Below are 15,489 nucleotides of genomic sequence, written 5' to 3'. Positions count from 1 at the left end.
CGCCCGGGCCCGCACCCGATCCCGGGCAGGGGGCCGGAATTGCCCTCTGACCTGCGGTGGTGCATACTCCGGCGTACTCCGCATACTTTGCGTTCCCCCCACATCTGCACCACCCGCGGTCGCCTCCCGGCGGTCGCACCGCTCGCCATGTCCGTTTCATGGGTCCTGTGGGGGGATCTGCCCGATGGGCGCAACTCTGCGCGCACTGCGCGCCGTCATACTGCTGTTCGGTTTTCATGCGTTGAACCTGGGGCTGCTCGCGGCGCTGGCCGCCCTCGACCTGGCGGCGATCCGCTGGGCGCCCGGCCTGGTCACCGGCAAGATCGTGCTGGTCTCGGTCCTGCTGGCCGTCCCCGTGGTGCGCGGCATGTTCATGCTCCGCACACCCAAGGACGAGGTCCTGCCGGGCCTGCCGGTGACCGACACCCGGGAACCCCGGCTGTGGGCGCTGGTGCGGGAGCTCGCCCGGGCCGCCGGCACCCGCGCCCCCGACGAGATCGTGCTCACCGGCGATGTCAACGCGGGCGTCACCGAGCGGCCCCGGCTGCTCGGTCTGCTCCCCGGCCCACGCCGCCTCTATCTCGGCGTACCGCTCCTGATCGGGCTGAGCGAGGCCCAGCTGCGCGCCGTACTCGCCCATGAGTACGGGCACTTCACGGGCGGCGACACCCGGCTGTCCGCCCTGGTCGTCCGGGGCCGGACCCAGATCGGGCGGGTCATCGGGCGCTTCCGCGCCAAGGCCGACCACACCGTGGCCAAGGAGCGGGCGCGCCAGGAGAAGGCCGCCGCCCGGCGCAAGAAGCCCCGGGAGATCGACACCACCGGGGCCGGGATCACCTACCGGACGATGGCCTGGATCTACACCCGGTACGGACAGTTCTATCTGCGGGCCTCGCTGTCGACGGCCCGCGGCCAGGAGTACGCGGCGGACCTGACCGCCGTCCGGATCACCGGACGCGACGCGACCGCCTCGGCGCTGCGCGAGGTCCGGGTGCTCGCCGCCTCGCACGACTTCTATCTCGACTCCTACGCCGGCCTCGGCATGCCCGCGCGGCTGATGCCGCCGCGCGGCGAGTTCTTCGGGGGCTTCGGCCGGCTGCTGTCCGCCCGCGCACTGGAACTGGTGCGGCTGCGCACACGACTGCCCGAGGCGCCCTCGTCGCCGTACGACTCCCACCCGCCGATCGCGGAACGCGTCCGCCGGATCGAGGCCCTGCCCGCCGACGGACGCGACGACGAGGCCAAGGGCTCCGCGCTCGCCCTGCTCACCGACCCGGAGCAGATCCTGGTGGCCCTGGAGGACGCGGTTCTGACGGACGAGGTGCGGGCCTTCCGCCGTACCGACGGCTGGGAGGAACTGCTGGACGCCTCGATGGCCGAGACGCTCACCGTCCTCGACACCCCGCTGCACCGGGCCCTGGCGTTCTACACCAAGGACCGGCCGACGCTGGACTCGCTGCTGACGGTGATCGACGACGGGCAGTTGTGGCGGATGGCGCAGCGGCTGCCGCTGTCCGACGAGGCGGCGTCCGCGAAGGGCCGTGCCTTCCGTGAGTTCGTCCGCCCCGTGCTGCACGACGCGCTGCGGACCATGGTGCTGGCCGAGTTCAGTGCCCACTCGCTGCTGCACTGGGAGTTCTCCTGGGAGCGGGCGGCGACGGTGCGCCTGCCGGGCCCCGGCGAGGACACCGAGGCCGCCGGTGAGGCACTCGAGGCCGCCCTGGACGCGGCGCTCGCCGACCACCCGGACACCGGGCCGCTGCGCGCCCTGCTCCCACCGGCCCGCACCGCCTGACCAGCCCCCGCCTTTCCCCCGCTCCCCCTTTCCCCGCCCTGTCCCCCGTCCCCCGTCCCCCGTCCCCCGTCCCCCTGACGACTCTCTCCCCATCGACCGAGAAACGGACTCTCCCCGATGACCGTCCTGCTGTGGATCCTGGGCGTCCTGGCCGTCCCCACACTGCTCTTCGCCCTCTGGCTGGCCTGGGTCTTTCTGAAGGAGTTCTTCTCGCCGACCCCCGAGGACAACACGGAGGACGGCGCGAAGGCCGCCGAACAGTTCGGCCTGCTCCCCGTCGAGCGGCAGAACACCGACCTCGCCGCACCGCTGCCCGCCGACTGGGAGGCCGCCCTGAGCGCGCTGCGCGGCGAGGACTGGCGGCCCGCCGCCGACCTGCTGCGGAGCATCGGCCCCGACTGGGAGCGCCGGTCTGCCTTCGTATATCTGCTGGGCGAGCGCGCGGCCGAGGACGACTCCTGGCTGCTCGTCTGGGAGAAGGAACGCCCCGACGACCCGGACGCCGCCGTGGTCAGGGCCCGCAGCACGGTCATCCTCGCCTGGCAGATCCGGGGCGGCAAGCGGGCCCAGTACACCACCCAGGAACAGTTCGAGGGCTTCCGCCGGACGCTGGTGCGCGCCCGTGAGGAGACGGCGCGGGCCGCCGCGCTGAACCCCGACGACCCCACCCCGTACATCGCGGAGATCTGGGTGGCGCTCGGCCTCGGCTACGCCAACTCCCAGATGGACAAGGTGTGGGCGGAGATCACCAGCCGTGCCCCGCACCACTACGAGGCGCACTTCTCGGCCTTGCAGTACTGGTGCGCCAAGTGGCGCGGTTCGGAGCGGCTGGCCGGCGAGTTCGCCGAGCGGGCGGCGGCCGCGGCACCGCTGGGCAGCCTGCTCACGGTGCTGCCGCTGATCGCCCACTTCGAGCACGACGAGTCGGAGGACAACGCGGTCGACCGCACACCCGAGATGGTGGCCCGGGTCGACGCCGGTCTTGCCGACGCCGCGGCGGCCGATCCGGCGCATCCTCGGCTGCCCGAGCTGCGGCACATGCTGGCGTACTACCTGTCGTTGCAGGACCGGGACGAGGCGGCGCTCGAACAGTTCAAGCTGGTCGACGGCCATGTGAACGCGCTGCCGTGGCGCTACCGGAACGACAGGGCCGCGTACTACTGCCAGATCCGCGACTCCTCGGCCGCGGCGGTGGCGGCCGCCTCCGCCGCCGAGCCGACCGTCTGACGTCCGACAGGCTGCCGGAGCGCGTTCCGGTACCGGAATCTGCGGCACCGGAATGCGGGCGGCGCCGGGATCGTTGACCCTGGTGCCGCGGCTCGCGCGCCCGTGGGAGCGGCGGCACCGACGGGCCCGCTGTGACGGACGGGCCCGCCCCAGACCGACAGGGAGACCCTCATGCTCTTCGGCCGAACGCCGCAGCTGCCCACCCCCGAGCAGGCGCTCAAGGGCCGGCCCGGGCCTGTGTTCGAGGTCCCCGACCGCCACACCGTCCTCGGCACCCCGCTGCTCGGTCCCTACCCCGAGGGCCTGGAGATCGCGGACTTCGGGATGGGCTGCTTCTGGGGTGCCGAACGCACGTTCTGGCGGCTCCCGGAGGGGGTGTGGACGACGCTGGTGGGCTACCAGGGCGGCCACACCGAGAACCCCACCTATGAAGAGGTCTGCTCCGGCCTGACGGGCCACACCGAGGCGGTCCGGGTGGTCTACGACCCGAGGAAGATCTCCTACGAACGCCTGCTGAAGGTGTTCTGGGAGTCCCACAACCCCACGCAGGGCTTCCGCCAGGGCAATGACGTCGGCACCCAGTACCGCTCCGCGGTCTACACCCACTCGCCCGCCCAGGCGGCCGCGGCGGAGGCGTCCCGCGAGGCCTACCAGAAGGTCCTCACGGCCTCGGGCCACGGCCGGATCACCACCGAGGTGCTCCCCGCCGAGGGCCGCACGTTCTATCCGGCGGAGGCCTATCACCAGCAGTATCTCTCGGACGCCAAGAACCCGAACGGCTACTGCGGGCTCGGCGGCACGGGGGTCGAGCTGACCGCGCCCTTCGAGACCAACTGGGGCGCCTCCTGCCCGACCGGCATCGCCCCCGCCCCGGAACCCACGGACCCCTGACCGTCCCCTGTCGTCCCGGGCGCTGACACCACCCCGGAGCGGAACCTTGTCAGTGTCCGGGGAATGCCGCACGCCCGGCACGGCCCTGCGGTCCGCGCCCCGGCGGGGGACAATGGGGTGCTCTCGGACCGGGCGAGGTGATGGCCATGCCCGCATGGCATCTGCGGGACTATCACGACGACGATCTCGATCAGGCGATCGAGATCTGGGACCGGAGCCGTCCGCCCGACGAGGAGCCGGTCTTCCCGATCTCCGAGGTGATGGCGGCGACCGAGGCCGGGCAGACCGCGGTGGTCGCGGTGGTCGGCGACGACGTGGTCGGCATCGCGGTGGCGCAGGCCAACGGGAGACGGGCCTGGATCATTCTGGTGGCGCTCTCCTCCCGCTGGCGCGACCGCGGGATCGGCAGTGCCCTCCTCGGCGAGCTGGAACGGCGCCTGCGGGCGCTGGGGGTGCGCCGTATCAGCGCCCTGCTGCCCGCCCATGCCGCCGGGACACGGGCACTGGAGCACTCGGGCTATGAGACCCGTGACGGCCTGACCTACTACGAGAAGGTCGAACCGCGGGAGACCGCCAACACCGATGTGCTCAAGGCGCTCGGCGGCCGGGTGCTGCCCGACGGGCTCTGGGACGGCATGGCCGGCATGGAGCGGGAGAAGCAGGTCGTCGAACGCCGGATCGTGCTTCCGCTGATCGAGCCGATGCTGGCCGACCGCTACGGCGTGGCACCGCCGAAGGCGGTCATCCTGTTCGGTCCGCCCGGCACCGGGAAGACCAGCTTCGCCAAGGCGGTGGCCTCGCGGCTCACCTGGCCGTTCGTGGAGCTCTTCCCGTCCCGGCTCGCGGCCGACACGAGTGAGGGGCTCGCCATGGCGCTGCGGCAGGCGTTCGCGGACCTGGCGGAGCTCGACTCGGTGCTGCTCTTCATCGACGAGGTCGAGGAGATCGCCGGGGTGCGCTCCGGGCGGGCGGTCGACCCCGGGCACGGGGTGACCAACGAACTGCTCAAGCTCATCCCCAGCTTCCGTGAGCACGACGCCCGGCTGCTGGTCTGCGCCACCAACTCGGTACGGTCGCTCGACCCGGCCTTTCTGCGGCCGGGACGGTTCGACTACGTCATCCCGATCGGGCCCCCGGACCCCACCGCCCGCGCGGAGATCTGGACCCGCTATCTCCGGGCCGCCGAGGACACGGTGGACGTCTCCCGGCTGGTCGAGGCGAGCGAACTGTTCACCCCGGCCGACATCGAGTTCGCCGCCCGCAAGGGGGCGCAGGCGGCGTTCGAACGCAATGTCACCCGCCGCCAGGGCCGTTCGGCCACCACCGAGGACTACCTGACCGCGATCACGGACACCCGACCGACCCTCACCGCCCGGGCGATCGAGGAGTTCAACGAGGACATCGACACCTACAGCCGGCTCTGAGGCCGATCGCGCCGCCCTCGGCGCGGACGCGGCCGAAAAGCGCCGTCCGAAGGGCGCCCCATGGCGATCGACGCGGTGCGATGGCAGGGTCATGAAGCAGTGCGGGGCAGGGGCGGGGAGACGGAGGGGGTCGTCGTGTTGTTCGCGAGGAGTCGTACGGTGCGGATGCCCACGCGGGAGGAGGCTCCCGCGGGGCGGCCGGCGCCCGCGTACGAGGTGCCCGCGGCACACGCCCTGCTGGGCACGCCGTTACAGGGGCCCTACCCCGAGGGGCACGAGGTCGGGGACTTCGCCCTGGGATGCTTCTGGGGAGCCGAACGGCGGTTCTGGGAGGTTCCCGGCGTGTGGACGACCCTGACCGGGTTCCAGGGAGGGTTCACGCCCCACCCCGTGGACGACGAGGTGCGGACGGGGCGCACCGGGCACGCGGAGACCGTACGGGTGGTGTTCGACCCGGGGATGGTGTCGTACGGCGAGCTGCTGAGGGTGTTCTGGGAGGGGCACGACCCCACCCAGGGCTTCCGCCAGGGCAATGACCTCGGCACCCATGTGCGTTCGGTGGTCTTCACCCACTCCGCGGCGCAGCACGCGGCGGCCGAGCGGACCCGCGCCCGCTACCAGGAGGCCCTCACCCCCTTCGGGTACGGCGCCATCACCACCGACATCCTCCCGGCCGGGGAACACCCCTTCTATCCGGCGAGCGCCCTGCACCAGCAGTATCTGTACCGGAACCCGTCCGGCTACTGCGGCCTCGGCGGCACGGGCATCAGCCTGGGCGCCCCGCCCGGACCGCAGTGAGGCACGCCCCTCCGGTTCCCCTTTCCGACGAGTCGGTGCCCTCGACGCGGGCCAGGACGTTCACAAAGGGGTGAGCGGGTGGGCGGCGCGGTGACGCCATGGCCCCGGGCGAGTGACGGGGTGAACATATGGACGGGAGCGGTGAAGAGGCCTTCCGGACCCGTTTCACCGGGCCATATGACGCAGGGTGAAGCTCTGTTCTCCGGAATATGGCTGCACGCATATTCCGAATGACATCCTGCGGGTAAGGTCATCCGACCGGAGAAACGATTTTTCATGGATCCATTCCCCCAAATGCCGGATGCCTCACGGCGCATGACGCTCGTTAGGTGATCGTGACTTGGAACGAACCGGAAGATCAGATCCCCGTCGGAAGTGGAGTCGTATGGCCCGACCCAGCCGGCGGTGACACGCGCCTCAAGGGTTGCTCGGATCTCCTCGAGGATTTCCTCAAGAAGATCGGCGACATGGAAAGCGAATATCTGCGCACCCTGGATGGAGCGCCCTGAACGAGGGCGCGGAGGATCTGAGCATGGACAGGCTTCCCGGCGAGCCAAGCCTCTACGACCTTCAGTTCGCCCTGCGCACCGACTACGCGCTGGGGCAGTGCTCCTACACCGTCGATCCCCTCGAGACGCGCCACGCCTGGAACGCCTCCGCTTCGGACATGACGTCCACCGGCTGGGATCCGGACGAGGAACTGGCCCAGATGCTGTCCACGGCGGTCGGCCCTGAACCCGCGCCCCCGCCGCTGGAGGATCAGCACCGTCAGCGGAGCGACCACCGGCGCCCCCGCCCGGCCCACACCCTCGACAGCGGCCAGCAAGTCACCCCTGTCACGGTCCTGGTCGCCACCATCGCCGCGTGCGCCGTGGCCATGCTGGGCTGGTCCATCGCCTATTCGTACAACCAGCTCTGCACCATCGCTTCCATGGTTCTTCCGTCCCCCCTGGCGCAATGGTGGCCGCTTACGGTGTACGGGCCGTGGTTCGTGGCGGCCCTCTCGATTCTTCGGGCGTCCCTTCAGCACCGCACCGCCCGGCGGTCCTGGGGCGTCATTCTGGTCGCCTCCGCCACGGCGGTGGCCCTGTGCATCAGCAACTCGGCCTATTCCCTGCTCTCGATGGTGATCGTCGGAATTCCGCCGATCACCGCGCTGGTGTGTTTCCGGGAGCTGGTCGGCCAGATCTCGTCGAAATACCGCCCCCGGCACGCCGCGCCCGGCAAGGAGCCGTCCGGCAGGGGATGATGCGGCGCCGCGCCGCGCAGTCACCGGGAACGGCACCCGTGCTCCAGACGCGGGTGCCGTTCGCCGTGTCCGCCGTGGGAGAGGGCCGCGGCCGGACGGCGCTCAGCCCTCGTCGGTGTCGGGCCTGGTCAGGATCTCCAGCCGATGGCCGTTCGGGTCGTCGAAGTACGCCCCGCGGCCCCCGTGGCGGTGGTTGATCTCGCCGGTGTGCTCATGGTGCGGGTCCGACCAGTACGTCAGGCCCGCCGTCCGGATACGGGAGAAGATCGTGTCGAAGTCCTCCTCCGAGACCAGGAACGCATAGTGCTGCGGGCTGATCGTGTCGTCCGTCTCCATGTAGTCCAGCGTCACCCCGTTCGGCATCTGTACCGGGGTGAACGGGCCGTACTCCGGAGCCACGTCCAGCCCCAGCAGATCCGCCAGGAACCGTGCGGACGCCTCCTTGTCGTGTGCGGCGACGATCGTGTGGTTCAGTTCGACCGACATCGGTGCCTCCTTCGCGCCGGGCGCCAGGACCACCTTCCACGCTAGTACCGCTGGGCCCCACCGCACCCGCCGAAGCGCTCTGCCGGACCGCCCGCACCCGCTCCGACCTGCGAAGAAACCAAAAAACCGGCCGGGCGACGCCCGCTCGGCCGGTGTGCACGGTTCGGGACGGCACGGGCCCCCACGCGGAAGGGCCCGCCGGGAGGTTGCTCCCGGCGGGCCCCGCGCTCATGCCGTGGTCCGGCCGTCGGTCACTTGCCGTAGTAGGCGTTGTAGATCGACAGGACCGAGGTGTTGCCCTTCTTGTCCACGATCTTGCCGCGGAACGAGATCGCCTTGCCCTTCGCCGGGTTCTTGAGGGTGATCTTGCCCTTCTTGACCGTCAGCTTGGTCCAGGTCTTGCCGTTGTTGTACGACGCCCACACCGTCAGGGACTTCAGGTTGCTGCCCGCGGCCGAGCCCTGCACGGTGACCGGAACGGTGACCTTCTTGCCGGCCTTGACCCGGCTGTCCAGCCCGGTGGTCGCCGCGAAGCGGACCGTCGAGGCGGGCAGCTTGGCATAGCCGGCCTTCTTGGACTTGAAGGTCCAGCTCGCGTCGACCCGGGTGGAGGTCCCGGCGACCTTGGCGCTGCGGGTGACCGAGGTCGTCAGCTTGTACGAGGCATCTCCGGCCGGGACCTTGAAGGGCTGGCCGAACAGCGGGTCGTTGTTCGATCCCACCTTGGTGCCGTTGCGGTACAGGGTCGTCTTGGCCGAGCTGACCGTGGAGAACCCGTAGTGCGTCTGGCCGTCGGCGAACAGCGGCAGATCACCGTAGATCTCGTTGCCCTCACGGAAGATGCCGTAGTCGGCGCTGACCCGCGGCCCGAACACGGCCGTGTTGAAGGTCTTGGAGTAGCTCTTGCCGCCCTTGAAGGTCTGCAGGGTGTCGAGGCTGTAGTACGCCTCCAGCTCCGGGAAGCCCCACTCGTCCTTCTTGCTTCCGAACTGGAAGAAGTCCAGACCCCACTTCACCTTCTCGCCGGTCGAGACGCGCAGCGTGCGCGTGCCGCGCAGCTTCTGCTGGACCGGGGAGTTGAAGCCGAAGTCGCCCGGCAGGAAGGCATAGGCGGAGACCGCCCCGGTCTTCCCGCTGGTCGGGGAGCCCAGGTTCACCTTCAGCGTGGCCAGTTCGGACGCCTTGTAGTGGTGGACGTGCGCGCCCTTCAGCTTCTTGACCTTGGCGCTGGTGATGATGTCGTACTCGGCGGCACCACCCTTGGTCCACTGTCCGAACCAGGTCTGGGACAGGCCCGAGGAGACCTCCGGTCCGACGTGCGCCACCCGCACGTCCTTGAAGGACGGCAGGGCGTAGGCGTCATAGAACCCGATCTTGTCGTCGGTGAAGGAGACCATCGCCTCAAGGGGCTTGGCGGCGGAGTCCGGCACCGTGATGTCGGCGGGGTTCGCCTTCGTCAGATCGAGGGTGACCGTGGTGTTCTTGGTGACGCTCAGCCTGGGCTGGACCAGCCAGTCGATACCGCCCTTGGCGGAGACGAAGTCCCGCAGCGAGAGCGAGTCCAGCAGATAGGTGCCCTTGGGCACCCGGATGGTCGTGACGGTCCCGGCCGTCTTCGACAGGTACTCCCTGCCGTCCCGGCCCGTGATGTCGAACAGGCTGGTCAGATGTGTGGGCTTCTGTCCGGCACGGTTGACGTACTTCAGGGTGACGTCGTACGCCTCCGCCTCGTGCTCCACGGCCACGGCCGTGCGCACGCTCTGGCCGCCGCCGTTCGCGGTCACATACGCGGAGTACGCGCCGAAGGTGCTGCCGCCCAGCCTGGTGTCGGCGGTGACAGGGACCGACGCGGTGCCGCCCGCCGGGACGGTGACCTCCTGCACGCCCAGGGTGAAGAATCCGGAGGGCGCGGCCTGGCCCGTGGGGTTCTTGGCCGTGAGCGAGAGCGACAGGGTGACGTCGGTGTCGCCGAGGTTGCGGTAGGTCAGCTCCTTGGTGAGGGGCTGGTCGTCGGTGTGCGGCCATTGCGCGATGCCGAAGTTCACGGACGACGGTTCGGCGAGCACGGTCTGGGCGATCGCCCGGTCCACCGCGATCCGGCCCGTGCCCTGCTGGAAGGGGGTGTAGTTGCCGCCCTTCGCGGAACCCGTCAGCGCGGACTTCAGCTCGGCGAACGTCCAGTCGGGGTGCTGCTGCTTGAGCAGCGCGGCCGCGCCCGCGACATGCGGGGTCGCCATCGAGGTGCCCGAGATGGTCACATAGCCGGCCGGCTTCTCGCCCTCCTCCTTGGCGATGAGGCTGCCGTGGGCGGAGGCGGCGGTGATGTCCACTCCGGGCGCGGTGACATCGGGCTTGATGGCACCGTCGATGCCGGGGCCACGGCTGGAGAAGGAGGCGAGCTTGTCCTTGACGTCGACGGCGCCGACGGTGAGCGCGTCGGCCGCGCTGCCCGGGGAGCCCACGGTCCGGGCGCCCCCGGCGCCGTCGTCGCCCTCGTTCCCGGCCGCGATGGTGAAGAGGATGCCCTTCTGCTCGGAGAGCTTGTTCACCTCCTCCTCGAGCGGGTCGATCTCGGGTGTGTCGGTGTCGCCCAGGCTGAGGTTGACGATGTCGGCGCCCTGCTCGGCCGCCCACTCCATGCCCGCGAGGATGGCGGAGTCGTCGCCGTACCCGTCGTCGCCCAGGACCTTGCCGTTGAGGATCTTCGCACCGGGGGCGACGCCCTTGTAGGTGCCGTTCGACCTGGCGCCCGTACCGGCCGCGATGGACGCCACATGGGTGCCGTGGCCGTACTTGTCGCCGGTGCCGGTGGCGGCCGAGAAGTTCTTGGCGGCGATCACCTGGCCCTTGAGGTCGGCGTGGGTGGTGTCGACACCCGTGTCCAGGACAGCGATCTTGACGCCCGTGCCGTCGTATCCCGCGGACCAGGCCTGGGGGGCGCCGATCTGCGGCACCGATCTGTCGAGGCTGGCTTTGCGGACACCGTCGAGCCAGATGTGCGCGATACCGGAGGCGGCGCTGTCGCCGTCGGTGACGGCCTTCCACAGCTCCTGCACGTCCCGCTGCGGCGTCTGGACCGCGTCCGCGTTCAGCGACCTCAAGGTCCGGCGGAGCGTGCCCGCCTCGCGGACCTCGGCCTTCGCGGTGTTCGCCGTGCCCTGGTAGCCGACGATCACCTTCAGGCCGTTCTTCTGCGCCTTGCGGATGCGGGAGGTGTCGAGTGCGGTGACGTCGAACAGACGCCCGTCGAGCTTCCCGGAGGCGATCAGGCCCGCCGCGTCGGCGGGGACCACAAAGGTGTGCCCGCCGGCCTTACGGACCTGGACGGGAATGTTCTCGCGGCCCTTGGCCCGCTCGATGCCGACGACCCGGCCCTTGGCTCCGAGGACGACACGGTCACCGGTGATCAGGGTGATCCGGTGCTCGGACGCGGAGCCCGTCGCGGCCATGCGCGCCGCCGTCACCGCCGCCGCCGACACCGGGCCGGTCATACCCGCTGTGGCCGCGACGGCTGCCGCCGTGGCGACCACGGCAGCGCACGTTCTTTTCATATGTCTGCGCAAGACTCCCCCTGGGGATGAGACCGGGTGAACTCCCCATTCACCCGAGTGGGGGTAGTCTCGCACGCGTATACGTCAACCCCACGGAATTTGCAGTACTCCGGCGGGTGATGCAGGTCTCAAGTGGCAGGTGCGCAGGGCCTCCTGACGCCGTGCCCGCGCCGGCGAGTCCCCGGCGCGGGCGGGCGCAGCCGAACGGGCCCGCTACGAGGGGGCGTTCTCCTTGACGGTGATCTTCCCCTTGCGGATGGTGGCCAGCCGCGGGGCCTTCCTCGCGATCGAGGAGTCGTGGGTGACCACGATGAAGGTCAGCCCGTGCTCCTTCCACATACGGTCGAGCACGTCCATGATCTCGTCGCGCATCGACTCGTCGAGGTTTCCGGTGGGTTCGTCGGCGAGCAGCACCTTGGGCTGCTTCACCAGCGCGCGGGCGATCGCGACGCGCTGCTGCTGACCACCCGACATCTCACCGGGCAGATGTCCCAGCCGCTCGCCGAGTCCGACCGACTCCAGCGCCTCGGCCGCCCGTTCGCGCCGTTCCTTCGTCTTCACCCCGAGGGGGACGAGGGCGGTCTCGACGTTCTCCTGGGCGGTCAGGGTCGGGATCAGATTGAAGGACTGGAAGACGAATCCGATGTTCTGGCTGCGCACCGTGGTGAGCCGGGACTCGGAGAGCTTGGCGAGGTCGACACCGTCGAGTTCGACGCTGCCCGTGGTCGGCTTGTCGAGTCCGCCGAGCATCTGCAGCAGGGTGGACTTGCCGCCGCCGGTGGGGCCCTGGATGACGAGCCGGTCGCCGTCGCCGATGGTGAGGTCGACTCCGTCCAGGGCGTTCACGATCGCCTTGCCCCGCGTATAGCGCTTGGTGACGCCGGTGAGTACGTACATGAGGGGTGACTCCTGGTTGGGGTGGGGTGAGGGCCTGCCGTGACGGCGGGCCCCGGGACCCGCGCGAGGTGCGGGGCGGGTGCTACTCGACGCGGCGCAGGGCGTCCGCCGGGCGCAGCCGGGAGGCGCGCCAGCCGCCGAAGGCGCCGGCGATCAGGCCGCCGGCGACCGCGAGGGCGACCGCCAGGGCGATGGTGGTGGCGCTGACCGGCGCGGTGAGGGCCACCTCCAGGGTCTTCGCGGCCCCTCGGCCGGGACCGCCGAGGGCCGTGCCGGCCGGACCACCGGTGAGGACACCGCCGCCCCCGCCGCCTCCGCCGCCCCCGCCGAGCTGGGCCTCGAGCGTGGGGCTGATCGCGGTGACGACATAGGCGCCCGCCAGGCCGAGCGCGATACCGAGGATTCCGCCGACCAGGCTGTTGACGACGGCCTCACCGACCACCTGCCGGGTCACCCGGCCCGACTTCCAGCCCAGCGCCTTGAGCGTGCCGAACTCGCGCACCCGGCGGGAGACGGCGGAGGAGGTCAGCAGACCGGCCACCAGGAACGCGGCCACCAGCACGGTGATGGACAGCCACTTGCCCACGCTGGTGGCGAGGCTGGAGGCGGTGGAGAGCGAACCGGAGACGGTGGAGGCGAGGTCCGAGGAGGTGGTGACCGTGGTGCCCGAGACGTTCTTCTGGATGGTCTTCTTGACGGCGTCGATCTGCTGGGAGTCGGTCGCCTTGACGTAGATCGTGGTGACCTTGTTCTTCGCGTCGGCGAGCGTCTGGGCCCGCTGGAGCGGGATGTAGACATTGGCCGCCGCGTCGCCGCTGTCGGCCGTGGCGATGCCGATGACCGAGAACTTGACGCCCTTGACGGTGACGGTGCTGCCGACCTTGAGCTTCTTCTCCTTGGCGTACGCCGAGTCCACGACGGCGACCTTGGCGTCGGTCTCCGAGGACTTGAAGGAGCGGCCGCTGGTGATCTTCGAAGAGGTCAGCGGGCCCAGGGCGGGCTTGGTGACATTGGTGCCGTAGAGGGAGTAGCTGTCGACGCCGAAGTCGGCGCCGCCGCCCTCGACGCGGCCCTGGGGCTCACCGCCGGTGCCGCCGGGACCGCGCTGCCGGCCGCCGTTCTGGAACTGCTTGAACTGGCCCTGGGTGAACTGGCCACTGATCTTGATGACCCGGAGGCTGAGTCCGCCCACCGCGTCCGAGACGCCGCTCTGCGAGCCGACCTTGGTGACCGTGCTGTCGGACAGGGTCTCGAAGCCCTGGACCATCACACGGTCGCTGCTCTGGTCCTTGGAGTCGTCACCGCCGGCGTCGAACCGGAAGCGCGGCTGCCCCGAGCCGCTCGTCGGCGCGGCGGCCGCCTTGGTGACGGTCATGTCGGTGCCGAGTCCGTACAGCGACTCCAGGACCTTGTCCTGGGCCTTCCCCATGCCGGAGGACACGGAGTTGACCACGATGACCAGAGCGATGCCCAGCGCGAGCCCGGAGGCGACGACCAGGGCCGCCTTTCGCCGGCGGCGCAGTTCGCGCCTCAGGTAGGTGAAGAACATGGTCGCAAGTTAGGGAGGCACCCTGATGAACCGATAAGCCATCCATAAAAGAACGATGAAAAGCCGAACCGGCCGGATTCCGCCGCGGAAACGCGGGTGCACGACGCCGAGGCGCCCGCCGCCCCCGAGAGGGGGACGACGGGCGCCGAGGTGAAGTGGGCGTGGACCGGGGGGAGTCGGGCTCAGACGGCCGAACCCGCCTTCCACTGGGCCCAGTCCATGTTCCAGCCGTTGAGGCCGTTGTCCGGGGCGACCGTCTTGTCGCCGGTGTTGGACACCACCACGACATCGCCGATGAGCGTGTGGTCGTAGAACCAGGCGCCCGGCGTGTTCGGGTCGTTGGCGCCCTTCTTGTCCTGGAGGCCCACACAGCCGTGGCTGGTGTTGACGCTGCCGAAGACGGAGGGCGAGCCCCAGTAGTTGCCGTGGATGAAGGTGCCGGACCGGGTCAGGCGCATGGCGTGCGGCACGTCCTTGATGTCGTACTCGCCCTTGCCGTCGTCGTCGGTGAAGCCGACCGTCGCGCCGTTCATCCGGGTCTGGGTGAACTTCTCGGAGATCACCATCTGACCCTCGTAGGTGGTGTTGTCCGGGGCGCCGGCCGAGATCGGGATGGTCTTGACGACCGTGCCGTCCTGGGTGATCTTCATCTGCTTGGTCTTGGCGTCGACGTACGAGACCTGGTTGCGGCCGATCTTGAAGGTGACCGTCTTCTGCTGCACGCCGTACACGCCCTGCGCGCCCTCGACGCCGTCGAGGTCCAGCTTCAGGGTGACGGTGGAGCCGCCCTGCCAGTACTTCTCGGGCCGGAAGTCGAGCCGGTTGGCGCCGAACCAGTGCCCGACGACCTCCTGCCCGCTGCTGGAGCTGACGGTGATCCCCTTCTGCACGGCGGCCTTGTTGCTGATCGCCTTGTCGAAGTTGATCGAGACCGGCATGCCCACGCCGACGGTGGCCCCGTTGTCCGGGGTGAAGTTCCCTATGAAGGAGTGGTCCGGGGCGACGGTCGTGAAGGAGGCGTTCTCATGGGCGTCACGGCCGGCGGAGTCCTCGGCGGTGACGGCGACCTTGTACGTGGTCGCCCGCTCCAGCTGCCCGCTGGGCGCCCAGCTCTTCTTGTCCGCCGATATCTGCCCCTCGACGGCGGTGCCCGACGCGGTGGTCATGGTGACCTGGGTGAGGGTGCCCTTGGCGACCGTCACCTTGGCGGCGTTGTTGATGGACGCGTTGTCGGAACCGTCCGTCGGCGTGATCTTGATCTGCGCCTCGGACGCCTTCTTGGCGGCGGCCTCGTCGGCCTTGGCCTGCGAAGTGTCGCCACCGCCGCCGGAGGCCTCGCTGCCTCCGCTGCACGCGGTGAGCACCAGCATTCCGCCGAGCAGTGCGGACGCGGTCACCAGACCCTTGCGCCGCTTACTGTTCGTCATCACACGCTTCTCCATCGTCGCCGAATCCCCAAAACCCGTGAGTCCTCGCAAGAACCATCAACGCTACGACCGGCCGGTCCCGTTCCACATACGAACGATGTGTGGGCCACGCCACGTCGAGGACGACGAATGCGTGAGCGGTCCGCGTCAGGCGGATCGCCCGAGGCCACCACCTGAGACGACGGAACCCCGGGC

Annotated in this window: 12 protein-coding genes; 7 read left to right on the top strand and 5 right to left on the bottom strand. The window is 70.0% G+C overall.

From position 1 onward, the window contains the following. Positions 1-184 precede the first annotated feature (184 nt). From CP978_RS21345 to CP978_RS21315, 7 genes are all read left to right on the top strand, one after another. Positions 185-1,795 (top strand): M48 family metalloprotease, encoded by a 1,611-nt coding sequence (locus CP978_RS21345; RefSeq protein ID WP_043443383.1) that lies wholly within the window; start codon positions 185-187, stop codon positions 1,793-1,795. 117 nt (positions 1,796-1,912) lie between these two features. Further along, a complete protein-coding gene (locus CP978_RS21340) occupies positions 1,913-3,022 on the top strand; it encodes a hypothetical protein (protein ID WP_043443381.1) in 1,110 nt (369 codons plus the stop codon). Between the two features lie 171 nt (positions 3,023-3,193). Continuing rightward, the gene (gene msrA, locus CP978_RS21335; RefSeq protein WP_043443379.1) at positions 3,194-3,913 is read left to right on the top strand and encodes a peptide-methionine (S)-S-oxide reductase MsrA; all 720 of its coding nucleotides are present in this window, start codon (positions 3,194-3,196) and stop codon (positions 3,911-3,913) included. 140 nt (positions 3,914-4,053) lie between these two features. Continuing rightward, positions 4,054-5,337 (top strand): ATP-binding protein, encoded by a 1,284-nt coding sequence (locus tag CP978_RS21330; protein WP_207312891.1) that lies wholly within the window; start codon positions 4,054-4,056, stop codon positions 5,335-5,337. A 138-nt stretch (positions 5,338-5,475) separates the two neighbouring features. Further along, positions 5,476-6,135, top strand: coding sequence for a peptide-methionine (S)-S-oxide reductase MsrA (gene msrA, locus CP978_RS21325; RefSeq protein WP_174498734.1), 660 nt, complete (start codon positions 5,476-5,478; stop codon positions 6,133-6,135). 329 nt (positions 6,136-6,464) lie between these two features. Then, complete coding sequence (locus CP978_RS21320; protein ID WP_144401476.1) at positions 6,465-6,644, top strand: hypothetical protein; 180 nt, start codon at positions 6,465-6,467, stop codon at positions 6,642-6,644. A gap of 23 nt (positions 6,645-6,667) precedes the next feature. Continuing rightward, positions 6,668-7,384 carry a DUF2637 domain-containing protein gene (locus CP978_RS21315; RefSeq protein ID WP_227745424.1) on the top strand — a complete coding sequence of 239 codons (717 nt, stop codon included), beginning with the start codon at positions 6,668-6,670 and terminating at the stop codon, positions 7,382-7,384. 102 nt (positions 7,385-7,486) lie between these two features. On the opposite strand, the gene CP978_RS21310 is transcribed toward CP978_RS21315, so the two are convergent. The 5 genes from CP978_RS21310 to CP978_RS21285 all read right to left on the bottom strand — a co-directional run bounded on the left by CP978_RS21310 (position 7,487) and on the right by CP978_RS21285 (position 15,294). Next, entirely contained in the window at positions 7,487-7,870 is a 384-nt protein-coding gene (locus CP978_RS21310) for a VOC family protein (protein WP_043443373.1), read from the bottom strand. 251 nt (positions 7,871-8,121) lie between these two features. Next, on the bottom strand, positions 8,122-11,421 hold the full coding sequence (locus CP978_RS21305; RefSeq protein ID WP_043443371.1) for a S8 family peptidase: 3,300 nt from the start codon (positions 11,419-11,421) through the stop codon (positions 8,122-8,124). Positions 11,422-11,634: 213 nt separating this feature from the next. Further along, on the bottom strand, positions 11,635-12,318 hold the full coding sequence (locus CP978_RS21295) for an ABC transporter ATP-binding protein (RefSeq protein WP_043443369.1): 684 nt from the start codon (positions 12,316-12,318) through the stop codon (positions 11,635-11,637). Between the two features lie 82 nt (positions 12,319-12,400). Next, positions 12,401-13,867: an ABC transporter permease gene (locus CP978_RS21290; protein ID WP_043443367.1), complete on the bottom strand. Its 1,467-nt coding sequence runs from the start codon at positions 13,865-13,867 to the stop codon at positions 12,401-12,403. Between the two features lie 182 nt (positions 13,868-14,049). Next, complete coding sequence (locus CP978_RS21285; RefSeq protein WP_227745423.1) at positions 14,050-15,294, bottom strand: L,D-transpeptidase; 1,245 nt, start codon at positions 15,292-15,294, stop codon at positions 14,050-14,052. Positions 15,295-15,489 lie beyond the last annotated feature (195 nt).

It is taken from the genome of Streptomyces nodosus (genome assembly GCF_008704995.1).
Lineage (GTDB): Bacteria > Actinomycetota > Actinomycetes > Streptomycetales > Streptomycetaceae > Streptomyces > Streptomyces nodosus.
Note: the sequence above shows the minus strand (reverse complement) of the source record. Positions and strands in the feature narration are given on the sequence as shown.